Consider the following 25,269-nt stretch of genomic DNA (forward strand, 5'->3'; position numbering starts at 1 on the left):
GTGAAAACAATGAAGAACTTTTTATATTCCTACACAAATTTGTATCGACCATATATTCATCATATTAATGAAATATTGGCACCTTTTGATTTATATACTGCGCAATACAAAGTGTTACATGATATCGCATATAATCAACCAACCACACTTGTTCAAGTTTCTAAGCGTTCTTTTATTGAGAAACCTACAGCTCGTAAAATTATAAAAAAATTAATCGAACGGGAATTGATTCAAGCAGTTAATAGTAAAGAAGATAAAAGAGAAAAATTCCTTACATTAACTGAGCAAGGTCAAAATCAATTCGATGAAATTCATCATAGAATTGGTGTATTTCAAGAAAAATGTCTGCAAGCAGTTGGTGTCGATGAAGCAGAACTTAATAAGGCACAAGAGATTTTAGAGAATTTGAGAAGTTATTTAATAGAGGAGGAAACAGAGTAATGGACGACCAAATTAAGAAACCGATTTGGACAAAAGATTTTATATTTAATTTTGTTATTAGCTTTTTTATATTTTTATCAATGTACTTACTATTAGTAACAGTAGGTGGTTATAGTAAAGAAACATTTGGTGTTTCAGACAGTATGGCTGGTCTAGCATCAGGATTATTCATAGTTGGATCATTAGTTGGTAGATTTTTAACAGGTAAATATATCAATATAGTAGGTAGTAAGAAAGTGTTAGTCATCGGTGGGATTCTACTAGTTATCACAAACGGTTTATATCTCGTGACTGCATCATCATTCGCATTGTTATTAATCGTACGTATTCTAAATGGTATTGCAAGTGGGGTAGCAAGTACAGCTACAGGAACAATTGCAGCATTTATCACACCAGCGCAACGTCGTAGTGAAGGTATCAGTATGTATAGTTTAAGTATGGTACTCGGTACAGCAATCGGACCATTTATAGGCTTATTACTATATCAACACATTCCAATGTCTGGACTATTTACAATTTGTACGATACTTATTGTTGTAGCATTTGTTATGTCACTATTCATGAAAGTTGAAACACCTGTTATGGCGAGTGTCAAAACAGAAGAGAAAAAAGGATTTAAAATTACTGATTTCTTCTCAGTACATGCCTTACCAATTGCAATCGTAGTTGTGATTGTTAGTATTGCATACTCATCAGTATTGTCATTTATTCAATTCTTCGCACAAGAAAATCATTTAGTAGATGCAGCAAGTTTCTTCTTTGTTGTATATGCAGTAGCAGTCTTAATTACAAGACCATTTACAGGAAGAATTATGGACCAACGCGGTGAGAATATCGTTACAATACCAGCATTTATATGTTTAATTCTTGGTTTATTCCTAATTAGTATTGCAAGCAATGGTGCGGTCTTATTAATCGCAGGTGCATTTATAGGATTAGGATTTGGTAACTTACAATCTATATTCCAAGCATTAGTCGTTAAAGTATCACCAGTAGAAGCGATGGGATTAGCAACATCAACATATTTCATCGGCTTAGACTTCGGATTAGGATTCGGACCATATGTATTAGGTAACTTCACACATTCAATCGGATATTCAGGATTATATTTAGCTATGTCTATCGTAGCCTTATTAGGATTAGTCGCATTCTATTTCTTACACATGATTAAAGCTAAAAAAGTAAGTTAATTATAATTAGTTGATGATATGAAAGGACAGAATTCTGAGAAATGTCCGTAAGAGGTGCTGTTAGGGACAGAATTCTGAGAAATGTCCGTAAGAGAGGGTGTTAGGGACAGAATTCTGAGAAATGTCCGTAAGAGAGGGTGTTAGGGACAGAATTCCGAGAAATGTCTCTAAGAGGTGCTGTTAGGGACAGAATTCTTAGAAATGTCCGTAAGAAGTGTCGTTAGGGACAGAATTCCGAGAAATGTCCGTAAGAGGTGCTGTTAGGGACAGAATTCCGAGAAATGTCCGTAAGAGGTGCTGTTAAGGACATAATTCTGAGAAATGTCCGTAAGAGGCGTCGTTAGGGACAGAATTCTGAGAAATGTCCGTAAGAGGTGCTGTTAAGGACAGAATTCCGAGAAGTGTCCGTAAGAAGTGTCGTTAGGGACAGAATTCCGAGAAATGTCCCTGACTGAGTACATTCTAATTACCAGAATTCGAAATAATGGAAGTTAGCGAATTCTAATTACCACAATTCAGAATAATGGAAGTTAGCGGGTTCTAACTACCACAATTCAGAATAATGGAAGTTACAGCGTTCTAACTACCAGAATTCGAAATAATGGAAGTTAGTGATACTCAATTACTAAACTTCATAATAATGTAGTCTGAGACACTGAGATGTCTCAGACACTATATAAAAAAATAGCGTATAGGACAGTCATTGTCCTATACGCTATTTATATATTATCCTTCTAAATCAACTGAGTTGATATCAATGCCTAATGCGTCTGCTACACCTTTACCGTAGTCTGGATCTGCTTTGTAACAGTTACGGATGTGACGGTGTTTTACTTCGTCAGTAGTGCCTTGCATTTCGTTTGCTGTATTTTGGAAAATACGTTGTTGTTGTTCTGGTGATTGTAGACGGAATAATTTACCTGGTTGTTCATAGTAATTATCGTCATCTTCACGGAAGTCGTGTTCGTATAATTCACCTTCAAGTTCTAAACCTGGTTTTTTGTATTCTGGTTGTGATTGATGTGCTTCATAACTATTTGGATAGTAGTTAATGCCGCCACCTTGGTTACCATCTACTCTCATTTGTCCATCTCTTGAGAATGGGCAAACATTTGTTGCAGCTTTTGGTGAGTTTACTGGGATTTGCCAGTGGTTAACACCTAAGCGGTAACGTTGTGCATCTCCGTATGAGAATAAACGACCTTGTAACATTTTATCTGGAGAGAAGTCTATACCAGGGATGATGTTTGTTGGTGCAAATGCAGCTTGTTCAACATCTTGGAAATAGTTCTCTGGGTTACGGTTTAATTCGAATTCACCAACTGGAATTAATGGGTATTCGTCTTTGAACCAAACTTTAGTTAAGTCGAATGGGTTATCTTTATGATTTCTAGCTTGTTCTTCAGTCATAACTTGAATGTACATTTTCCATTTAGGGAAATTGCCTTCTTCAATCGCGTTGAATAAGTCTCTTTGACTTGATTCGCGGTCTTTAGCAATTACTTGTTCAGCTTCTTCTGCTGTGTAATTTTCGATACCTTGTTGTGTTCTGAAGTGGAATTTAACCCATACACGTTCACCTGCATCGTTGTACATTGAGTAAGTGTGTGAACCGAAACCGTGCATGTTACGGAATCCTTTTGGAATACCTCTGTCTGTCATTAAAATTGTAACTTGGTGTAAAGCTTCAGGTAATAATGTCCAGAAGTCCCAGTTTGATTGTGGGTTATGCATGTTTGTTTTAGGGTCACGTTTAACAACATGGTTTAAACTTGCAAATAATTTAGGATCGCGGAAGAAGAATACAGGTGTGTTGTTACCAACTAAGTCCCAGTTACCTTCTTCAGTATAGAATTTAAGTGCGAAACCACGGATGTCACGTTCAGCATCTGCAGCACCACGTTCACCAGCAACTGTAGAGAAACGTGCAAACATTTCAGTTTGTTTACCAATTTCAGAGAATATTTTAGCATTTGTATATTGTGTTATATCATGTGTAACAGTAAAAGTACCGAACGCACCAGAACCTTTAGCATGCATACGACGCTCTGGAATCACTTCTCTGTCGAAATGTGCCATTTGTTCTAAGAAATAAATATCTTGCATAGCAAGTGGTCCGCGTTTACCAGCAGTTAATGAATTTTCACGATCTGATACTGGCGCACCAAAAAGTCCTGTAAGTTTTGATTTATTACTCATATCATAATCCTCCTCAAGAATTCTTAATTATAATAATTCTAATTTCATATTAATTATAATTTAAAGTAAGCAAAGTGACAAGTAAAAGAATAAATAATACAGAAAGAATTACGGTGCTACTTTGTTATATATTTAGATATAATAACCTAAAAGTGTAAAAACTAAACATTATATAGGGCTTTTTGACTAAATTTTACGGTTTGTACACAAATTGTTAATAGAATATATTTTGTTTAAAATGAGAATTGGACAGATTAATTGATTATAAGAACTATAAATAATAAAAAAAGAACGCGTTTTTTCGCGTTCTTAATAGAAATAAATATTATTTAGGTAAATCCCTGTCTATAAATAGTGGCTCGACATCTACTCTTTTCAAAATGATTTCTTTAGCTTTTTGAGGTAGTAGTTTAATTTCTGGAATTTCTGAGACTCTTAATGATACATATTTAACTTTTTGATCGAATGGAATGGTCAGGTCTTCTATAGATTCATTAATTGTAGCATGGTAAATAAATAATATTTCGTGATAAGACGTACTTTCATATTCAAAGAAATTTTGAACTGTTGTTAAAAAGTAAATATCATCACATTCAATATTGAGTTCTTCTTTGATTTCACGTTTAATAGCTGAGTCTGAGCTTTCGAAATATTTAACTCTGCCACCAATTAATGCATAATAATCATGTTTTTTATCATAGTGAAAACAATAACCATGCTTATCTTTGATGATTGCGCCAACTCTAATGTTCAACATACCATCGCCTGATTTAAGAGAAAGATCCATCACAATGACCTCCTTAGTATTAAATTAAAATAATTTAAGAATGACAATGCCGACAAAGACTAATATCGCACCAATTAATCGTCTCGTTGTAATTTTAAATTTTGGTGTATTAAATAAACCGAAGTGATCAATTAAAAGTCCCATTAACATTTGTCCAAATATAACGACCATTAATGTCAGTGCTGCACCGAGTTCAGGCATAAGTAATATGTTCGTCGTAACAAATACAACACCTAATGCACCACCAATAAAGTAAATCGGTTTAATCGTACCTTGTTCAGGTTGATGGAAGCTAAATCGAATTCTACGAACAAGAATAAGTGAAAGAATGAATAAAGCGATTGTCCCAACAGCGAATGATATAAGTGCTGAAAAATAAAATGAATCTACTTCATATCTAAGTGCACTATTAATAGCTGTTTGAATAGGGGGAAGACAACCCGTCATAATACCGAGTATCATCCAATAGTTTGTATGATTAGATTGCGTTGTAATAACACGTGATGATTTCTTTTTATAATTCATTAATAATATACCCAGTAACATCAGAATTACGCCAGAAATTCTGCTGATATTGATTGTATGAATATCAGCATCAAATAATCCGAATTGGTCGATGATCAGTCCCATTATAATTTGACCAGAAACTGTCATCACGACTGTTAATGCAGCGCCAATTCTTGGAAGTAATAATAAATTACCTGTTAAAAAGACGACGCCTAATAGACCACCTGTAAACCAAACGTATGAAAAGTCTTGATTCATTATAAATGAAGGTGTTAATTTTTGTGGATTCATAATAGTATTCACAATGATTAACACAATCGTTCCAATTAAGAATGAATAAAATGATGCGAGTATAGGTGATTTTGTGTAACTACCAAGTTTCGTATTAATAGATGTTTGTAGTGGTACACATAACCCTGCTAAAATGCCTAGAATAATTAATAAAATCAATCTTCATAACCCCTTTTTTCTATATCTACAGCTTCTTGATAATAAATCTTTTGTTCATTTTCTGGCACCATGTTACCGCCTGTTGACCAAACGAGGTGCGTGGCATTTTCAGAATCGTAATTTAAGTCATGAACATATTTCAAACCTTGGAAACCTGAAGTAGCAGAAGGTTCTATAAAGATATTTTCATGATCTTTTAATGTTTTTAAATAAAGATAAAGTTGATGGTCATTTACTGTACAGGCACCAAACAATAGTGAAGTCATAATGTTTCCGACTAATTTCGATGGACGACTAACTGCTAAACCATCTGCAATTGTTTTTCCAGATAAACCTATATCTTGAACGGAAATTTGATCATGTAGCTGTGAAATCATGCCTAAAGTCATACAAGGTGCTTCAGTAGGTTCGATAAAGATAGGATGTACATGATCGCCATAAATGAGTTTTAATCCAAATGCGACACCACCAGGACCACCGCCAACGCCACATGGTAAATAGACGTATAACGGATGTGCTTTATCTACATGAATATTTAAGTCTTTCAATTGATGCTTAAGTCTTAGTGCGCTAACGGCATATCCTAAAAATAAATCTTTAGATGCTTCATCATCAACAAAGTGACAATAAGGATCATCTGCTGCAGCTTTACGACCTTCTTTTACAGCATAACCGTAATCTTGAACATGTTCTACGACTTCGACTCCTTTAGAACGGAGAAGGTCTTTTTTCCATGCCTTAGCATCTTGAGACATATGAACCGTTACTTTGAATCCTAATTTGGCACTCATAATACCGATGCTTAATCCTAAATTACCAGTAGAACCAACAGCAATTCTGTATTTAGAGAAAATAGATTGATATTGTTCAGTAGCAAGTAGACGGTAATCACTATTAATCGTAAAATCAGTTTCTTTCATTGCTGTTTCTTCAGCAAACTTTAGCACTTCATAAATGCCACCACGTGCTTTAATAGAACCAGAAATAGGTAAAGCATGGTCACCTTTAAGTAATAAGCGTCCCTTTAAATGACTGAATCGTGCATTTTTAAAATGATCTAATGAAAAAATTTGAGATTCAATTTTTCCATTGTTTTGTTTCGTTTCAGGAAAGACTTCTTCAATATAGGGTGCAAAACGAGCTAATCGTTGTTCAGCATCTAATACATCATCCATTGAAAATGGTAAATCAGTAGTCGCTAAATAGTCAGGATTTTTCCAAAATACTTCTTCTCCATTTTTAATATTAGAAATAATAGGATACTTATCTTCTAATGATTTTATGTCTATAGACATGAATAATCTCTCCTTTTTAAAATATGATGTAATACAATAGTACAACTGTTTGGATATTATAGATAGATTGTGAGAATAAAAAATATATGATTATTTGTAATCTTTAACAATAATAGAAGGTTTAGAAAGTATAGAAGTAATGAGTATTTCGAGATTGATATGTATGTAGTGGTCTGTTAATTACAAAAGTGGTCGGAAGTGTAACTAAGGGGTCTATAATAACAAAAGTCGGTGGAATTGTAACTAAGGAGGTCTATAGTAACAAAAGTCGGTCGAATTGTAACTACAGACGTCTATAATTACAAAAGTCGTGAGAACTGTAACTAAGAACCTCGCTATCATCACACACAACATACTCATAAAAAAGACTTCCGACGTATTATCGGAAGTCTGCATATTCTACATTTTAAGATGTATATAAATCTCTTGTAGGTGTTGGGATTCTGCTTGGGTCTGCATGTTTAATAATTGCACGTACATATAATGAAGCGACAATTAGAAATACGATTGAACCGCCAATTACAGATGTTTGATATGGTAATGATAATCCTTCGGGTGCATATAATACATATACACTAATTGCAGCAGTCATGAATAATGCTGGTATTCCGGCTACTAGATGTTTCTTGCCATATCTTAATAAGTAACTTACACTTACCCACAACATAACGGTTGCAACGATTTGATTTGAGAACCCTACATATCTCCATAAGAATGAATAATCAATTGTTGATAGTAAGAAAGCTGGTAACCCTACCGCAAAGCTTGCTGCGATCATTAATACTTTTGGCTTAATTTTTACTTTATCTCTCATGAAATCTTCTATAATCATTCTTGAACTTCTAAGTGCAGTATCACCTGTTGTAATAGGTAGAATGATGACACCAAGTAGTGCAAGGATACTACCGAATGGTCCTAATAGTTCCATTGAGATTTGGTCAACGACACCAGCTGGACCGATTGATTGTAATTTTGCTGCTAATCCTTCAGTACCACCGAAGAATGTCATACCAGCTGCTGCCCAAATTAATGCAATAATACCTTCTGAAATCATTGCGCCATAAAAGACTTTTCTACCTTCTGATTCATTTTTAACTGTTCTTGAAATGATTGGACTTTGCGTACAATGGAAACCTGAAATTGCACCACAAGATATTGTCACCATAAGTAATGGCCAAACAGGTAGTTCTTTAGGATGCATATTATGAATTGTAATTTCAGGAATATGTTTACCACTAAATATTAAAGCAACGGCTACACTAACGGCCATAACGATTAAGATAACACCGAATATTGGATAAATACGTCCAATAATTTTATTGATAGGAAGTATAGCTGCTAGTATAAAGTATGTAAAAATGATAACTAATGCTACGAAGAACGATATAGGTGTCTTGCTTGATAATAATTGAGCTGGCCCAGCAACAAATGCAGCTGCAACGAGCACCATCAAGACGACAGACACAACGTCTGTGAACACTCTAATAACCTTACCTAAATAATGTTGTACAAGCATAGGGAACTGTGCACCGCCATGTCTCAAACTTAACATGCCTGAGAAATAGTCATGTACACCGCCAGCAACGATACATCCTACAACAATCCAGATAAATGCTACTGGTCCATATAAAGCACCAGCTACTGCACCAAAAATCGGCCCCAATCCAGCTATGTTGAGCAGCTGAATCATCCATCCTTTCCAAGCAGGCATAGGTACAAAATCCATATTATCTTGTTTACTATACGCAGGTGTTTGTTTATCCGGATGTATCTCGAATACGCGTTCAACATATTTACCGTAAAAGATATACCCCAAAATTAAAATAATAATACTAGAAATAAATGTAACCATTGTAAAACCTTCTTTCAAACTAAGAATATTCATAGATTAGCAAATATTTAACAGTGTATCAATAATATTTTTGAAATTTCTGAAAATTTATCAATATAGTAAGCATAACAATTATTTGCAATTGTAAAATTACAAAATTATAATCAAAAGTAAGCCGTTTCATTTAATAATGAATTTGTTTGGCTTTTTTGGGCATAATTTCATAGAGGGGGTAATCATTATGCAAGAACATCAGGTTATAACAATTGATGGTAAAGATTTTCTTGTAGAAGAGGGCATGAGGCTATTAGATTTTATTAAAGCTGAAAAGTTATCCTTTGTTCCGTCTATATGCTACAACGAATCTTTAGGACCAATTGAAACGTGTGACTCATGTGTCGTCGAAGTTAATGGGCAACTTCAACGTGCATGTAGTACGATGATTGAGAATGGCATGGTTGTAAATACACAACTTGAATCCGTGAAATCAGCTCAGAAACAAGCATTGGACAGAGTGCTTGAACACCATGAATTATATTGTACAGTTTGTGATTATAATAATGGCAATTGCGAAATTCATAATACAATGGGTGAATTTGGTTTGGAACATCAATCTAATCCATTTCAATCTAAAGGTTATGAAAAAGATTTTGGGGCATTTTATAGATATGATCCTGATCAATGTATTCTATGCGGTAGATGTGTAGAAGTATGTCAAGATGTACAAGTGAACGAAACATTGACAATTGATTGGGAAAGAAAACAACCTAGAGTAATTTGGGACAATGATCGCGCGATTGATGAATCAAGTTGTGTGAACTGTGGACAATGTGTAACAGTATGTCCTTGTAATGCTTTGATGGAAAATAACATGCTAGGTAATGCAGGCTATATGACTGATCAAGAACCTGGCTTATTACGTTCGATGATTGAACTCACTAAAAAAGCTGAAACTGGATATGGACCACTGTTTGCGATTTCTGATTCAGAAGCGGCGATGCGAGAAGATGTCATTAAAAAGACGAAAACAGTATGTACATACTGTGGTGTAGGTTGTTCATTTGATGTTTGGACAAAAGACAGAGAAATATTAAGAGTGTTACCACATGAAGATTCTCCAGCCAATCATATTTCTACGTGTGTTAAAGGGAAATTCGCATGGGACTATGTGAATTCTGAAGATAGATTAACGAAACCTTTAGTTAGAAAAGAAGGTTATTTCCAAGAAGTTGAATGGGATGAAGCTTTAAGAGTGATCAGTACTAGATTTTCTCAAATTAAAAATCAATATGGTAAAGATGCATTAGCGTTTATTTCATCTTCTAAATGTACAAATGAAGAATCATATTTAATGCAGAAATTAGCGAGACAAGTTATTGGGACGCATAATGTCGATAATTGTTCTAGGTATTGTCAATCACCAGCTACTCAAGGATTGTTTAGAACAGTAGGTTACGGTGGCGATTCAGGTTCAATTGAAGATTTAGAAAAAGCTAAAATGGTCATTACTATTGGTACAAACACAGCTGAAGCACATCCAGTTATTGCGAGTAGAATTAAACGTGCACATAAATTATTGGGACAAAAATTATATGTATTTGATATTAGAAAACATGAGATGGCTGAACGTGCAGATAAATTTTATCAACCAAATCCTGGTACTGATTTAGTTTGGCTATCAGCTGTAACAAAATATATTATCGACCAAAATTGGCACGATGAAGCTTTTATCAATAAATGGGTTAATGATTTTGATAGTTATTATGAGAGTCTTAATACATTTACGTTAGAGTATGCAGAAAGTCTAACGGGCATTAGTCAAACAGAACTTAAACATATTGCTAAACAAGTTGCAGAAACTGAATCTCTATCCATCTGTTGGGCAATGGGTGTAACGCAACATCGTATCGGTAGTGATACAAGTACAGCTATTTCTAACTTATTATTAGTAACAGGGAATTATATGAGACCTGGCACAGGTGCTTATCCACTAAGAGGTCACAACAATGTTCAAGGATGTAGTGATATGGGCAGTATGCCTAACACATTCCCAGGATATCAAGATGTCTCTGATGATGAAGTGAGACATAAATTTGAACAAGCTTGGCAAGTTTCGCTCGATTCAGAAAGAGGGTTGGACAACCATCAAATGATAGATAGTATACATGAAGGTACATTACACTCACTTTATATTAAAGGTGAAGATACAGGTGTTGTAGACGCTAATATCAATTATGTCAGATCAGCATTTGAGAAAATTGATTTCTTAGTCGTTCAAGATTTATTTTTATCAAAAACAGCCGAATTTGCTGATGTTGTATTACCAGCATCTCCTTCATTAGAAAAAGATGGTACATTTACAAATACTGAAAGACGCGTTCAAAGAATCAATAAAGCATTAGACACGCTTGGAGATTCTAAACCAGACTGGGAAATCATTCAATTAATTGCACAGTCACTTGGCGCAGATTGGGATTATCAACATCCTAGTGAAATATGGTATGAAGCACAATCACTCATGCCTTTAGTTAAAGGAATTACGTATGATCGTCTAGAAGGATTTGATAGTTTACAATGGCCAATGAATGATGATGGCACTGATACACCATTATTATATACAGAAAGATTTAATTTCCCTGATGGCAAAGCTAGACTTTATCCATTGTCATTTAATGTTGAATCTAAAAAGACTAAAGAAATGTCATTACACGTTAACAATGGTCGAGTGTTAGAACATTTCCATGAAGGTAATATGACTTATCAAGTACCAGGTTTAAAATATAAATTGCCTAGAAACTTCTGTGAAATTTCTAAAGAACTCGCTGAAGAACACGGTATCGAAAATGGTGCGAGAGTTAAAGTAACTTCTAAAGTAGGTACAGTTGAAGTGAATGTGCAAGTTACAGATAGAGTAGCAGGTAATAATATTTATATTCCATTAAATGATCAGAATGAAGGTGCACCTAACTTTGTAACAGATAGTGATGTTGATAAAGATACAAATACACCAGCATATAAAGATAATTATGCGAAGTTAGAAGTTGTCACTAAAAAAGGCAAATCACCTATACCTAAACATAATTCGCGTTTTGGTAATAGACAGCCACAGATTAGTGTGAGAGTACAAGACAAGTGGGCTAAATCAAGTTATACATTCCCTAGTAAAGGTGGCGATTTATAATGGGTGAAAGAGTTAAAGTGATTAAGAAAATTCATAAAAGTAGAGAATATATAATTGAAGAAAATATGAATGACATTAAATCACGATTATCAGATCGAAAAATTGCCATTGAAAAAGGAATTGATATACTCGATGCACTGGAAGAAGCGGAAGCGCTGGATGCTTTTCATGCAGCCATTGTGCAACGTAAAATCATTACGAAAAATATTGTCAATGAACTGAATAAAGAACAATATGAAGGTATTTTAGGAAATCTGGGACAAGTTCTATTTCTATTAGGAGAGCTAGATATAGAAGAAACATCGACTTTCGTGAGAAGAATTAATAACGGTATGAAAGTAGCGAATAGGGCTAATCCTTATAAGAAGACTTCTGTAACAGATTTATTAGGTGCACTTAAAGATCCAGAAATTAATCAAAGTGTAACGCTATTATTGAACTTTTTAAAAGGTATGAGTAGAGAAGAGTGAGACAGATTTCTGTCTCGCTCTTATTTTTTGAAAACATTTCGTTGAAATTTAAGAAAATATAAGATAAGTTAAAACAGTAACAATGCTTATACAAATAGAAGAGGTGTGAATATTATTAACTTTTTGAGAGAAAGGTTTTCTTTAATTTTAGGGCTCACAATTATTATTATATTTATTGTTTTATTATTTATTTTTGAGTCTCCTTTTTTTAAAAATCATCAAACACATACTTATGAAGAAGCGCTTGAAATTCAAACGCAAAGTGATGCACCAGCCGTTACACAAAAGGACAATAAATTCGTGTATGCTGATAAAAAAGAAATCGATAAATTTATGGATATCGACAAAAGTCAGACAGACTTTCAATTCATAGATATATCTAAAAAAGTAGATGTATCAGAAAAACAAGTTAAAGAAATTTTAAAAGATAAAGGCATATTAAAAGGTAAAGAAAAAGCTTTTATAAAAGCTCAAGAAAAATATGATGTCAATGTCATATACTTGATGAGCCATGCATTTATCGAAACTGGCAATGGTAATTCTGAATTGGCTAGTGGTGTCAAAATGTCCAATGGTAAAACATTTTATAATTTCTATGGAATTGGGGCATTTGACCAAGATGCTGTAGAAACGGGTAGTAGTTATGCACGTAAGAAAGGTTGGACTTCTCCAGAAAAAGCTATAAATGGAGGCGCTGAATTTATTAAAAAGGATTATCTTAACAATGGGCAAGACACATTATATAAAATGAGATGGAACCCTTATAATCCTGGACAACACTTATATGCAACAGATGTGAATTGGGCAACTAGTATCGGTAAAATTATGGAAGGCTATTATGATGACCATAATTTGAAAAAATCAAAAGTCCATAAAGACTATTACAAATAATATATATACCCCTAGTTCAATATGAACTGGGGGTAAAGATATGTAAGGATTCATGTTAAAATAAAGTTTATAATCAAATTTTTATTTCAAAGAAAGTAGTGAACAAAATGAAAATTGCTGTAATTGGGGCAGGCATCGGTGGGTTAACGACTGCTGGATTACTAACTCAAACGGGACATGAAGTTTATGTTTATGAACAACGTGGAAATTTAGACCAAGATGGTGCTGGTCTAGGCATTGGAAGTAATGTCCTTAAAGCATTGAAACAATATAAAATGGCATATGCAATTGAGCAAGAAGGCCAGCCATTAAGAAAAATAGAAATTAGATCTGATTTAGATGAATTTTTAAATTCATTAATGATGAATCAAGATGAACATAAAAATATTACGATTCATAGAAAAGTGTTACATGAAATTTTAAAAACACATGTACCAACAGATAATATTTATTTAAATCACGAAGTTAAAACATTTAAGCAAACAGCTGACGATGTGAGACTTTATTTTACAAATGGTTTAGAAGAACAATTTGACTTAGTAATTGCAGCAGATGGTATACATTCAAAAGTAAGAACACAACTGTATCCAAAATCATCACCTAAGTACGCTGGATACACTTGTTTCAGAGGTGTTGTAAACGAGAAGTTAAATATCGAACAAGATGTTACTTTAGAATATTGGGGACATAAAGGAAGATTTGGCATTGTACCTTTAAAAGACAACGAATTATACTGGTTCTGTACAATGAATGCTAAAGAAAATGATTTGCAATTTAAGTCATTTGAGAAACCCCATCTTCAAGCATACTTCAATCAATTCCCAGATGAAGTAAGAACCGTATTAGATGCACAAGAAGAAACAGGCATATTACATCATGATATGTATGACTTAGTTCCATTGAAATCTTTCGTTTCAAATAGAGTAGTTCTATTAGGTGACGCAGCACATGCAACAACACCGAACATGGGACAAGGTGCAGGCCAAGCAATAGAAGATGCCGTAACATTAGTTAATTTAATTAACGATCGAGATATAGAATCAGCATTAAAGCGCTATGATAAATTAAGAACGAAACATACTAAAAAAGTCATCTTAAAATCAAGAAAAATCGGTAAAGCAGCACAATCATCAAGTACTTTAAAAATTAAAATAAGAAATAAAATGCTCAAACAAAAATCTTCAAAATCACTTAGCAAAAAAGTGAAGTTCTTACAAAAAGCAAAATTAAAATAAGAAAAAACCGCTTAGACACGATGGATGTCTAAGCGGTTTTTGACATTAAATAGGTTAGTTGGTTGATCTAATTACCAGAATTCCGAGAAATGGTAGTTAGGAGCGTCTAATTAGGGACATTATTCGGAATTGTGTCCCTAACACAGCCCATTAGGAACATTATTCGGAATTGTGTCCCTAACACCGCCTCTTAGGGACATTATTCGGAATTGTGTCTCTAACAGCACTCCTTAGGGACATTATTTGGAATTATGTCTCTAACAGCACTCCTTAGGGACATTTCTCGGAATTATGTCTCTAACAGCACTCCTTAGGGACATTTCTCGGAATTGTGTCTCTAAATAATTCCACAACGCTATCTGATTTTTAATGTGTAATATCTGAAGTTGATATACCGGTTGCTGATTTAACTTGGACTTCTTGGAATTTATCATGTGATTCTGATTTACCTAGGAATGTTCCTAAAAATGCTCCAATAAAGCCTGCTGGTACTGATATGATTGCAGGGTTTGATAATGGGAATATTGGCGACGTTGTTATAAATGCTGTTCCTGCTGGATTCATGACATTTGGACTTAGAATAACGAGTATAAGTGACATGATTAAGCCGACAGCGATTCCTGTGATGGCACCGTGTGTGTTAAATCTCTTCCAAAATATCGTAAATACAATGACAGGTAAGTTAGCACTTGCTGCGACACAAAATGCTAATGATACTAAGAATGCCACGTTTAAATTTTGAGCAAATAAAGCTAATATAATGGATACAACTGAAACGGTTAATGAAGCTAATTTTGCTGCTTTCATCTGTTCACGTTCGCTTATTTTACCTTTTTTAATAACTTGCCCGTAAATATCATGTGCGAATGCAGACGCGCCTGTTAATACTAAACCTGCTACTACTGCTAAAATCGTCGCAAATGCAACGGCAGAAACAAATGACATTAAGAAATCTCCACCTAATTTTGCTGCTAATAATGGAGCTGCCATATTACCTGCAGGGTTAGCTGCAATAATTTCTTCACGTGTTAATATTGCTGCTGCACCAAATCCAAGGAAGATTGTTAAAATGTAGAAGATACCGATAATCCATGTTGCCCACATAACAGAAGATCTTGCTGTTTTAGCATCTTTAACTGTAAAGAATCGCATCAATATATGTGGTAAACCAGCTGTACCAAAGAGTAACGCAATAATTAATGAGATGTTATCTAACGGTGGTTTACCTTGTGAACCTGGATTAATAAATTCACCTTTGAAATCTGATGACTTAATGTTATGCATTTCACCAAACATCGTAGAAAGATTGAAGTCAAAATGTAATAACACTAAAAATGAAATAATTACAGTACCAATCATAAGTAATACCGCTTTAACCATTTGTACCCAACTTGTTGCTGTCATACCACCAAATAATACGTAAATAGTCATCATAATACCAACTAGAATAACAGCGAGTGTATAAGGTATACCAAATAGTAATTGAATAAGTGCACCTGCTCCAACGAGTTGTGCAAGCATGTAGAAAATAACTATTGTAATAGAAGAAACTGCAGCCATAGCTCTTACTTTTTTTAATTCAAATCGTGCTGCAATCATATCTGCTAAAGTATATTTACCAAGGTTTCTTAATGGCTCAGCTACGATGTATAACACAATAAGATAAGCTGTTAAATAACCAATACTATAGAAGAAACCATCAAACCCCCATAATGCGATGGCACCTGCTATACCTAAAAATGATGCGGCTGATAAATAATCACCTGCAATTGCCAAACCATTTTGCCAACCTGTTAAGCCGCCACCAGCAGTGTAGAAGTCATTTGCTGATTGCGTTCTTTTAGATGCAAAATATGTAATAAATAATGTGATCCCGACAAATATTAAAAACATAACGACAACGATGACATTCATAAGTTTTGCTCCTCTCTATATGCTTTTAATAGTTCCTCAGCATCTTTATCAAAAGATTTTGCTTTTCGCATGTACAAAGTGACAAGTGTCCAAACCATAATGAATAATAATAAAGCGTAAATCCATGCCCATGAAATATTCCAAAATGCAATATTATTCAAGATGTTTGTATAACCAGTCAACACTGGAAATAGGAGTGTTGCCAAAATAAAGAATATAGAGATAGGAAATATAAAACTATTTCTTTTTTTCAGAAGTTCTTTAAACTTTGGATCTGCTGCTAAACGCTTGAAATCATGCTCTGCCATACTCATAACCCCCTTATTTATAGATGTAAAAATACATCTTAATTTTCATTTTATTTGTTGTTCACAAAGTTGTCAATAATTTATTGATAGCGCTTACATTAATAAAAATTCATTAAGAAAATGTTAATCAATCATTAAAGAGAAAAAATACAATCCAAATAAATGAATATTTAGAAAAATTTGATTATAAGTATTGACGATAAATGGAAACACCCATATAATTCTTATCATATTAATAAGAATTCGGAAGGGATAAATAAGATGATTGAATTTAAAAATGTAAATAAAATTTTCCAGCAAAAGAATTCTGAAATCCAAGCTTTAAAAGATGTCAGTTTTAAAGTCGAAGAACAAGATATTTTTGGCGTAATTGGATATAGTGGTGCAGGAAAAAGTACGTTAATAAGACTTGTTAATGCTTTGGAAGAGAAAACAACGGGAGAGGTCATTGTTAATGGCCATGACATCAATCAATATTCAAAGAAAGAATTACAAAGCGTTAAGAAGAATATCGGCATGATATTTCAACATTTCAATTTATTAAATTCTAAGACAGTATTTAATAATGTTGCGATGCCACTTATTTTGCAAGGTACAAGTAAAGAAAAAATTAAAGCCAAAGTAGATGAACTATTAAAGTTTGTTGGACTACAGGATAAAGGGAAGCAATATCCTAATGAACTATCTGGAGGACAAAAACAAAGAGTGGCTATTGCAAGAGCACTCGTGACAGATCCTAAAATATTATTATGTGACGAAGCAACTAGTGCACTTGACCCGGCAACGACAGATTCTATATTGAAATTATTAAAAAATGTCAATGAAGAATTTGGAGTCACAATTCTACTGATTACACATGAAATGAGTGTGATACAAAAGATTTGTAACAAAGTCGCAGTCATGGAAAATGGAAGAGTTATCGAAATTGGACCTGTATTAGATGTCTTTAGTCACCCTAAAACAGCTACAGCTAAGAATTTTGTATCTACCGTTATTACAACAGATATATCAGATAATTTAAGAAAGTTAATACCAACTGATCATCATGCAACAGACATTAAATTATACATAGATGGAGAGAAAGTGACACAATCCATCATTAATGATTTAATTACAAAATATCAAGTTCAAATTAATGTCTTGTTTGCTTCAATGTCAGATATTCAAGGCACACCAGTAGGGTACTTAACGTTACGTCTGAAGGGTGACGATAGCGCAATTAGAAGAAGTTTTGCCCATTTAGATTCATTAAATATAGAATTTGAGGAGGTTGGTGCATAATGTTCGGATCATCATTAGATTCTTCACTATTGTTAGATTCTATATATCAAACTTTATATATGGTAACTGTGTCACTTGTATTAGGTGCATTAATCGGTATTCCATTAGGCATTTTGTTAGTGATTACTAGAAAAAACGGTATATGGGAAAATGTCATCATTTATTATTTACTTAATCCAATTATTAATATATTTAGATCTTTACCTTTCATTATATTATTAATTGCGATTGTACCTTTTACGAAATTAATTGTAGGTACTTCAATAGGTACATCTGCAGCAATTGTACCACTGACTGTTTATGTTGCACCTTACATAGCAAGATTAGTTGAAAACTCATTATTAGAAGTTAATTCTGGTGTTATTGAAGCTGCACATTCAATGGGTGCTTCACCCATTCAAATTATTAGATATTTCTTATTACCAGAAGCACTAGGGTCATTAATCTTAGCATTAACGACTTCAATTATTGGTTTAATTGGTGCTACTGCAATGGCCGGTGCAGTTGGTGGTGGCGGAATAGGTGACTTAGCACTTGCATACGGCTATCAAAGATTTGATACAATCGTCATCGTTATCACCGTTATTATACTTGTTATTATGGTACAAGTTATTCAATCTCTAGGTAATGTCTTATCTAGATTAGTACGCAGAAGTTAAATATTTTAATATAAAGGAGCAATTCAAATGAAGAAAGTCTTAACATTATTAGTAGCATTAGTATTATTACTCGCAGCATGTGGAGATAAGAAAGACGACAAGAAAGTAACAATTGGTATCGCATCAAATGACACAGCAGTTTGGGACAAAGTAAAAGAATTAGCTAAGAAAGATGATATTGAAGTTGAAATCAAACAGTTTTCAGACTACAATGTTCCAAATAAAGCTTTATCAGACGGAGATATTGATTTAAATGCCTTCCAACATTTCGCATTTTTAGATCAATTTAAGAAAGCAAATAAAGGTACAGAAATTACACCAATAAGAACGACAGTGTTTGCACCTTTAGGTATATACTCGAAAGAATTGAAAGATGTTAAAGATTTAAAAAATGGTGCTAAAGTCGTAATTCCAAATGATGTTTCAAACCAAGCAAGAGCGTTAAAATTATTAGAAAAAGCAGGTTACATTAAATTAGATAAGAACTTCGGTTTAAGTGGTGGACCTAAAGACATTGTTGAGAATAAAAAGAATTTAAACATTAAAGCTGTAGATGCACAACAAACAGCGAGAGCATTAGATGAAGTGGATATTGCTGTTATCAATAATGGTGTAGCTTCAAAAGCTGGATTAGATCCTAAAAACGACCCTATCTTCTTAGAAGATCCAGATGCTAATGCAGCTAAACCTTATATCAACTTTATCGCAGCAAATACAAAAGACAAAGATAATAAAACATATAAGAAAATTGCGGAATTATATCATTCAGAAGAAGCTAAAGATGCTTTAAAAGAAGATACTAAAGACGGAGAAATTGTTGTTGATTTAAAACAAGATGAAATTAAAGAAATTGTGGATTCACTTAAATAATTTAAAATAAAAAGATTCGGCTCCCCTTAGCCGAATCTTTTTTATTTTATGCTTTTTTTAATGTTTTTAAATATTCTTGACCTTTTTCGTGATCATATTTGTTTTCCCATTTAGAGATTACAATTGTTGATAACGCGTTACCTACAACATTGACACATGTTCTAGTCATATCTAATAGTCTGTCTATACCGATAATTAATGCAAGTCCTTCTGGATTTAATCCCATAGACCCTAATGTTGTAATAAGAACAACTATAGAAGTACCAGGTACAGCTGCCATACCTTTAGATGTAATCATTAATGTAAACATTAATATTAACTGTTCAACAAGCGTTAAATGAACACCATACATCTGAGCAACAAATAATGCTGCGATTGATTGGTATAAAGCTGATCCATCAAGGTTAAATGTATATCCTGTTGGTACTACAAATGAAACAATATCTTTTGGTGCACCGAACTTTTCCATTTTTTCCATGACTGATGGTAGAACCGTTTCTGAACTTGAAGTTGAGAACGCTAACAATAAGTCGTCTTTTAATATGCGAATAATAGAGAATACGCTGATACCACAAATTTTTGCGACAATCCCTAATACAACAATAATAAAGAATACCATTGCACCTACAACAACAGCTAATAACTTAACTAATGGAATTAAAGCAGATAATCCAAATGTCATAATCGTTACACAGATAAAAGCAAATACACCATATGGCGCTAATCGTAATATTCTATGTATCATCCAGAATACAGCTTCTAATGTTCCGCTTAATACATCTTTAACTGGTTGACCTTTTTCACCAACAGCAGCGATTGCTAATCCGAAGAATACTGCAAAGAATATAATAGGTAGTAATTCTCCAGCTGTTAAAGCTTCAAATATATTTGTAGGTATGATGCTAACTATAGTATCTATCATATGGTTACCATAAGTAGACTTTTCTGCAGCATCAGCAGTTTGTTCATATTTAGAAATATCACCTTTAGGTAATTTGTTTGCGTCTATACCTAATCCAGGTTTGAATAAGTTTCCGAATATAATGCCCAACCCAATTGCAATTGTCGTGATAATTTCAAAGTATAAAATCGTTTTCCAACCATATCTACCAACTGTATGCATATCACCAACGTTTGAAATTGATAATGCTAATGAACAGAATACAATTGGAATAACAATCATTTTAATAAGATTTAAAAAGATATCTCCAATAGGTCGAATGAATTTAATTAAATGGTCTTGTCCGTGTAAAAAGTATCCTACCACAACACCTAATACTAAAGCGATTAATATTTGTGTCGGTAAGCTTATATATCTTCTTCTCGGTTTTTTAATTTTTTGATCCAAAAAAACTCCTCCTTTAAAGCACTGTAGTGATAAAGTACAAAAAAAATTATGCCTTTCCATAAAAATGGAACTGCACAAATAACGTTTAAAAAGGGGATTCATAAAATACGTCACTCTTAAGATTATAAGAGTATACGTCATTCTATCACGAATTTTAATTTTAGTATTTAATCAGTTTTACTATAAAAAAGGAAAATAACACTTTCAAAAATTGAAAGTGTTATTTGATCATACGAATTGATAATGGTGGTAAATAAGTTTCTCCATTGTATGCTTTGATAGCACCAATAACCGTAAAGACAAAAGCTAAAATAGCTAATATTGGTATTAAAATAAAACCTACTAATATTAAACATAATAGGGAAGCAACAAGCCCCCAAATCGTATATGAAATAAAGAAGTTTAAATAATCTTTACCAATTCTATCAACGAATGGAGAGTTCTCTCTTTTAATTAACCAAATGATAAGTGGCGCAAAGAATGAAGCAAAGAAACTTGTTAAGTATATAAGCATACCGAATAATCTATCATCATCAGTTGTATCAACGTGTTGTGATACTTCTTCATATGTTGAATGTGTTGAAGTTTGTTGAAATGGATTTTGTTCGTTTTCACTCATGTATAATCCCTCCTAACTTAATTCAAGTATACATTTTTTTACCGTTGCCGCCAAACAATAATATAAATTAATTATTTTATAAACAAAAAAGGAGATCTAGACAATAATATGTCCAGTCTCCATATACATGATATTCAATTAATCTTAGTGAATGTAGTTGTAAGAACCAGCTTCTGAAGCTGAGATAGTACGAGTTGATACGACACCTTCACCTTGGTAGTTCATTTCAGAAACTTCAACGCTACCGTCAGAGTTTACATTTTCAACGTATGCTACGTGTCCGTAAGCACCAGCTGTTGATTGTAAGATTGAACCTTTTTTAGGTGTGTTATTTACTGTGTAACCATCTGCTGCTGCGTTTGCTGCCCATTGGTTAGCATTTCCCCAAGTTGAGCTAATTGGTTCTCCAGCTGCTTGTCTTTTATCAAATACATAATAAGTACATTGTCCAGCAGTGTATAAGTTAGCTGATGAACTTGTAGTTTGAGTTGCAGTTTGTGTTACTGATGAAGTAAATGATTGACTCATGTTTGAAGTGTTGTAATTTTGGCTATAGTTATTAGTATAGTTAAAGTTTTGAGTTTGAGTTTGGTTTTGGACTGGAGCTTGAGCGTTATCGAAAGTATCTGCTGAAGCTTCACCATTTCCAATTATTGTTGTTGCTAATCCCGTAGATAATACTGCGAATGCTGTTAATTTTTTCATTATAAATAATCCTCCGTAAATTTCGTATATGTTTTAAATTTAAATTTTAGTTTTGTTTGTGTCGTTTTCCGACGACAAATAATACTTTAACAGATGTTTTTATGTTTGTGTGTGTTTTCATACACTTGTTACTTAATCATAATCAGATACAATATTTTAGTAATATTTATGACCAATTATGACAAACAGTAATATAGAAAATATACCGATAATATAAGGTTTTACGGTGAATTTTTAGAAAATTAATGTCATTTGCTTGTAATATTTATGTTAAGGATTAAAACATTGAAAAAGAGTAGTTAGCAAATTATTTGCGACTACTTTTTTCATATATTAAATAATATGGTTAGTTTTCTAAGTATATTGAAGGGGGCATTATATGAAGAGATTACCAACTTTATTTGAAGCAATTTCTACGATTTTATTTATGGGGCTAGTCGTATTGATTGGTTTTGGGATTTTACATTATCCAATTCAGCCTTTATTAATTATTGCAGCGGTTTATGCGAGCTTTATAGCCATTAGAGTAGGCTTAACTTGGGAAGACTTACAAGATGGTATTACAAAGAGGCTAGCAACTGCAATGCCAGCTATATACATAATATTTGCAGTCGGTATTTTAATAGGTACGTGGATGTATTCAGGCACTGTACCTGCTTTAATTTATTATGGTTTAGAAACGATCAATTCGACATACTTTTTAGTAACTGCATTTGTCATAACAGCCGTTACATCTGTCGCTACAGGTACTGCATGGGGATCAGTAGGTACAGCTGGTATAGCATTAATGGCGATTGCTAATGAAATGAATATTCCGATAGGTATGGTTGCAGGTGTTGTAATAGCAGGTGGTGTGTTTGGAGATAAAATGTCACCACTTTCTGATACGACCAATTTAGCTGCATTAGTAACGAAAGTAAATATCTTTAGGCATATCCAACATATGATGTGGACGACAATACCTGCATCAATTATTGGGCTTATTATATGGTTTATAGCAGGCTTACAATTTGATGCTAAAAATGTAGAAAGCAAAAGAATAAATGAATTGCTGAGTAATATTGATACAGCTTTTAATTTAAACTTTTGGGTATGGGTACCAGTTATTGTTATAGTCTTAGGTATTAGTATAGGAAAACCTACTGTACCGATGATGTTATTATCTAGTTTAGTCGCAATGTTTGTAGGTGTGTTTAATAATGGATTTGAAATAGTAGATGCATTTAATGTAACGATGCAAGGTTTCAATATCAATATGACAGGCTTAGCTGAAAGTGATGCATCAAGTTCAATGGTAGAACTGTTACAACGAGGTGGCATTATGAGTATGACTGAAATTGTTGTAACGATTTTCTGCGGTTATGCATTTGCGGGTATTGTAGAAGCATCTGGCAGTTTAAAAGTTATTTTAACGACAATATCTAGTAAAGTCTCTAAAGATTCACATTTGATATTAGTTACGATAGCGGGAAGCTTAATACTGGTATTTGCAGCTGGTGTTGCATCTGTCGTAATTATTATGATAGGTGTATTGTTAATGGACATGTATAATGAACGTAATTTAGATCGTGTAAACTTATCAAGAACGCTAGAAGATTGTGGGACGATGGTATTGCCATTTATCCCATGGGGAACATCAGGTATATATTATCGTGATTTATTGGGTGTTTCGTTAGGAGATTTCTTCTGGTGGGCTGTACCATGTTATTTATGTGTGTTCTTTGCAGCATTTTATGGTATAACAGGTATCGGTATCAAAAAAGTAAAAACAAATGCATAAAAAAAGAGCAATCATTGCGATTGCTCTTTTTTATTTATATTCATCTTAGTGAATGTAGTTGTAAGAACCAGCTGCTGAAGCTGAGATTGTACGAGTTGAAACAACACCTACACCTTGGTAGTTCATTTCAGAAACTTGGATAGAACCGTCAGAGTTTACTTTATCTACGTAAGCAACGTGACCGTATCCACCAGCTGTAGTTTGTAATACTGAACCTGCAGATGGTTTGTTATTTACTGTGTAACCAGATTGTGCTGCTGCGTTAGCCCAGTTATTAGCATTTCCCCAAGTGCTACCTAAGTCAGGACGTTTGCTGAATGCATAGTAAGTACATTGTCCTGCAGTGTATAAGTTAGCTCCTCCACCAGTTGATGGGCGAGAAGTTGATGTAGTTGTAGTGCTTACATTTGAACTTGAGTTTGATGTAGTTGCTGTATGGTTGCTAGTTGATGGTGCTTGTGTAGTTGTTACACGAACATTGTTTTGGTTTGAAGATGTGTTATGAGAATCTCCTAAACCACCACCATTTGGTGCAGCATTGAATGCTGGTTGTGAATAATTTGTATTTGAAGCTGCTTCGTTATTTGAAGAAGCAGTGTTAGTTGCTACTTGTTGTTGAGCTTGGTAACCGTAATGAGATGATGGATTCCAGTTACCTTCCCAAGTGTAGTGGTAGTTACCTTGTTGGTCAATTGTGTAATTGTAAGAATAAGAATATGGATCGTTTGGATTATATCCTTGTGTATTTTCTGCTGCATCTGCGTCATGTGCCATAAATGTTGCGATTCCTGCTGTTGCGATTGCTGCTGTTGCGATTTTCTTCATAATAAATAAATCCTCCTAGATAATTTAAAAATAATTTTTTCGTATATGTTTTATGTTTTTTTTCTAATAAGTTTTTTCTTCGCTGTTAATCAACAAAACCTACTTTATCAGAAATAGTTTAGTTTGTGTTGAATGTTAAAGCTTTGTAATTTAATTTAAATATCTAAAGATTTCATGTAATAATTCCGAACATTTTACACTGAATAAAGAACGTTATAATACCAACGTTTTTAAGCACTTTTAGTTACTAAACAGGATTCTTTGTTACACGTTTGTAATATTTAAGACATAATAAAATAATTGACTTTGGATAATAATACGAAAAATTATATCCAATAAATAAAAGAATATTGCTTCTGAAGGATTAAAATAAGTACAAAATTTCATAATAAAAAGTCAAGAATAAAGTATTTTTAGTAATATTTGTTGAATTATAATTATCGTGAATAGTAAATAAAGATGTTTCATAAGGAATTGAGGTGT

Annotated in this window: 21 protein-coding genes; 10 read left to right on the top strand and 11 right to left on the bottom strand. The window is 33.4% G+C overall.

All coding sequences use genetic code 11. The annotated features are described in order from the left end of the window. The first annotated feature begins 9 nt into the window (after window positions 1-9). Window positions 10-441: a MarR family winged helix-turn-helix transcriptional regulator gene (locus tag LQ679_RS02990; protein WP_239762063.1), complete on the top strand. Its 432-nt coding sequence runs from the start codon at window positions 10-12 to the stop codon at window positions 439-441. Beyond that, window positions 441-1,631: an MFS transporter gene (locus LQ679_RS02995; RefSeq protein WP_037589097.1), complete on the top strand. Its 1,191-nt coding sequence runs from the start codon at window positions 441-443 to the stop codon at window positions 1,629-1,631. Before LQ679_RS02990 ends, LQ679_RS02995 begins: the two co-directional genes overlap by 1 nt. Before the next feature lie 726 nt (window positions 1,632-2,357). On the opposite strand, the gene LQ679_RS03000 is transcribed toward LQ679_RS02995, so the two are convergent. From LQ679_RS03000 to LQ679_RS03020, 5 genes are all read right to left on the bottom strand, one after another. Then, window positions 2,358-3,830, bottom strand: coding sequence for a catalase (locus LQ679_RS03000; RefSeq protein WP_037589095.1), 1,473 nt, complete (start codon window positions 3,828-3,830; stop codon window positions 2,358-2,360). Between the two features lie 325 nt (window positions 3,831-4,155). After that, on the bottom strand, window positions 4,156-4,617 hold the full coding sequence (locus tag LQ679_RS03005; RefSeq protein WP_037589094.1) for an NUDIX domain-containing protein: 462 nt from the start codon (window positions 4,615-4,617) through the stop codon (window positions 4,156-4,158). A 24-nt stretch (window positions 4,618-4,641) separates the two neighbouring features. After that, window positions 4,642-5,574: a DMT family transporter gene (locus LQ679_RS03010; protein WP_239762064.1), complete on the bottom strand. Its 933-nt coding sequence runs from the start codon at window positions 5,572-5,574 to the stop codon at window positions 4,642-4,644. Further along, complete coding sequence (locus tag LQ679_RS03015; protein WP_239762065.1) at window positions 5,571-6,869, bottom strand: D-serine ammonia-lyase; 1,299 nt, start codon at window positions 6,867-6,869, stop codon at window positions 5,571-5,573. Before LQ679_RS03015 ends, LQ679_RS03010 begins: the two co-directional genes overlap by 4 nt. A 406-nt stretch (window positions 6,870-7,275) precedes the next feature. Next, window positions 7,276-8,721, bottom strand: a complete 1,446-nt coding sequence (locus LQ679_RS03020; protein ID WP_037589091.1) for a carbon starvation CstA family protein — start codon at window positions 8,719-8,721, stop codon at window positions 7,276-7,278. A 220-nt stretch (window positions 8,722-8,941) separates the two neighbouring features. On the opposite strand from LQ679_RS03020, the gene fdhF reads away from it, so the two are divergent. The 4 genes from fdhF to LQ679_RS03040 all read left to right on the top strand — a co-directional run bounded on the left by fdhF (window position 8,942) and on the right by LQ679_RS03040 (window position 14,477). Then, window positions 8,942-11,881, top strand: coding sequence for a formate dehydrogenase subunit alpha (gene fdhF, locus LQ679_RS03025; protein ID WP_191836517.1), 2,940 nt, complete (start codon window positions 8,942-8,944; stop codon window positions 11,879-11,881). Then, window positions 11,881-12,351 (top strand): helical membrane plugin domain-containing protein, encoded by a 471-nt coding sequence (locus LQ679_RS03030; RefSeq protein WP_037589089.1) that lies wholly within the window; start codon window positions 11,881-11,883, stop codon window positions 12,349-12,351. Before fdhF ends, LQ679_RS03030 begins: the two co-directional genes overlap by 1 nt. Window positions 12,352-12,474: 123 nt before the next feature. Then, window positions 12,475-13,242, top strand: a complete 768-nt coding sequence (locus LQ679_RS03035) for an N-acetylglucosaminidase (RefSeq protein ID WP_159315495.1) — start codon at window positions 12,475-12,477, stop codon at window positions 13,240-13,242. A 107-nt stretch (window positions 13,243-13,349) separates the two neighbouring features. Beyond that, on the top strand, window positions 13,350-14,477 hold the full coding sequence (locus LQ679_RS03040; RefSeq protein ID WP_204258917.1) for an FAD-dependent monooxygenase: 1,128 nt from the start codon (window positions 13,350-13,352) through the stop codon (window positions 14,475-14,477). A 366-nt stretch (window positions 14,478-14,843) separates the two neighbouring features. Here the strand turns inward: LQ679_RS03040 and LQ679_RS03045 are convergent, their stop codons facing one another. Together LQ679_RS03045 and LQ679_RS03050 are read right to left on the bottom strand one after the other, a co-directional pair. Beyond that, entirely contained in the window at window positions 14,844-16,391 is a 1,548-nt protein-coding gene (locus LQ679_RS03045; RefSeq protein WP_239762066.1) for a solute symporter family protein, read from the bottom strand. After that, window positions 16,388-16,699: a DUF485 domain-containing protein gene (locus LQ679_RS03050; RefSeq protein ID WP_037589086.1), complete on the bottom strand. Its 312-nt coding sequence runs from the start codon at window positions 16,697-16,699 to the stop codon at window positions 16,388-16,390. The genes LQ679_RS03045 and LQ679_RS03050 overlap by 4 nt, the downstream gene beginning before the upstream one ends. 261 nt (window positions 16,700-16,960) lie before the next feature. On the opposite strand from LQ679_RS03050, the gene LQ679_RS03055 reads away from it, so the two are divergent. The 3 genes from LQ679_RS03055 to gmpC are packed head-to-tail and all read left to right on the top strand — an operon-like array spanning window position 16,961 to window position 19,509. After that, entirely contained in the window at window positions 16,961-17,980 is a 1,020-nt protein-coding gene (locus LQ679_RS03055) for a methionine ABC transporter ATP-binding protein (protein ID WP_196307883.1), read from the top strand. Next, a complete protein-coding gene (locus LQ679_RS03060) occupies window positions 17,980-18,639 on the top strand; it encodes a methionine ABC transporter permease (protein WP_025906863.1) in 660 nt (219 codons plus the stop codon). Before LQ679_RS03055 ends, LQ679_RS03060 begins: the two co-directional genes overlap by 1 nt. Window positions 18,640-18,666: 27 nt before the next feature. Next, window positions 18,667-19,509: a dipeptide ABC transporter glycylmethionine-binding lipoprotein gene (gene gmpC, locus LQ679_RS03065; protein WP_126477737.1), complete on the top strand. Its 843-nt coding sequence runs from the start codon at window positions 18,667-18,669 to the stop codon at window positions 19,507-19,509. A gap of 46 nt (window positions 19,510-19,555) precedes the next feature. Here gmpC and LQ679_RS03070 read toward each other — a convergent pair whose 3' ends face one another. From LQ679_RS03070 to LQ679_RS03080, 3 genes are all read right to left on the bottom strand, one after another. Beyond that, complete coding sequence (locus tag LQ679_RS03070) at window positions 19,556-20,845, bottom strand: cation:dicarboxylate symporter family transporter (RefSeq protein WP_037589120.1); 1,290 nt, start codon at window positions 20,843-20,845, stop codon at window positions 19,556-19,558. Window positions 20,846-21,077: 232 nt separating this feature from the next. Next, complete coding sequence (locus LQ679_RS03075; RefSeq protein WP_204255776.1) at window positions 21,078-21,476, bottom strand: DUF4870 domain-containing protein; 399 nt, start codon at window positions 21,474-21,476, stop codon at window positions 21,078-21,080. A gap of 144 nt (window positions 21,477-21,620) precedes the next feature. Then, window positions 21,621-22,181 (bottom strand): CHAP domain-containing protein, encoded by a 561-nt coding sequence (locus LQ679_RS03080; RefSeq protein ID WP_025906859.1) that lies wholly within the window; start codon window positions 22,179-22,181, stop codon window positions 21,621-21,623. Window positions 22,182-22,560: 379 nt separating this feature from the next. On the opposite strand from LQ679_RS03080, the gene nhaC reads away from it, so the two are divergent. Beyond that, window positions 22,561-23,961, top strand: coding sequence for a Na+/H+ antiporter NhaC (nhaC, locus tag LQ679_RS03085; RefSeq protein ID WP_239762067.1), 1,401 nt, complete (start codon window positions 22,561-22,563; stop codon window positions 23,959-23,961). A gap of 45 nt (window positions 23,962-24,006) precedes the next feature. Here nhaC and LQ679_RS03090 read toward each other — a convergent pair whose 3' ends face one another. After that, window positions 24,007-24,786, bottom strand: a complete 780-nt coding sequence (locus LQ679_RS03090; RefSeq protein WP_037589080.1) for a CHAP domain-containing protein — start codon at window positions 24,784-24,786, stop codon at window positions 24,007-24,009. Window positions 24,787-25,269: the final 483 nt, after the last annotated feature.

The sequence above is a fragment of the Mammaliicoccus sp. I-M35 genome (genome assembly GCF_022386455.1).
Lineage (GTDB): Bacteria > Bacillota > Bacilli > Staphylococcales > Staphylococcaceae > Mammaliicoccus > Mammaliicoccus sciuri_A.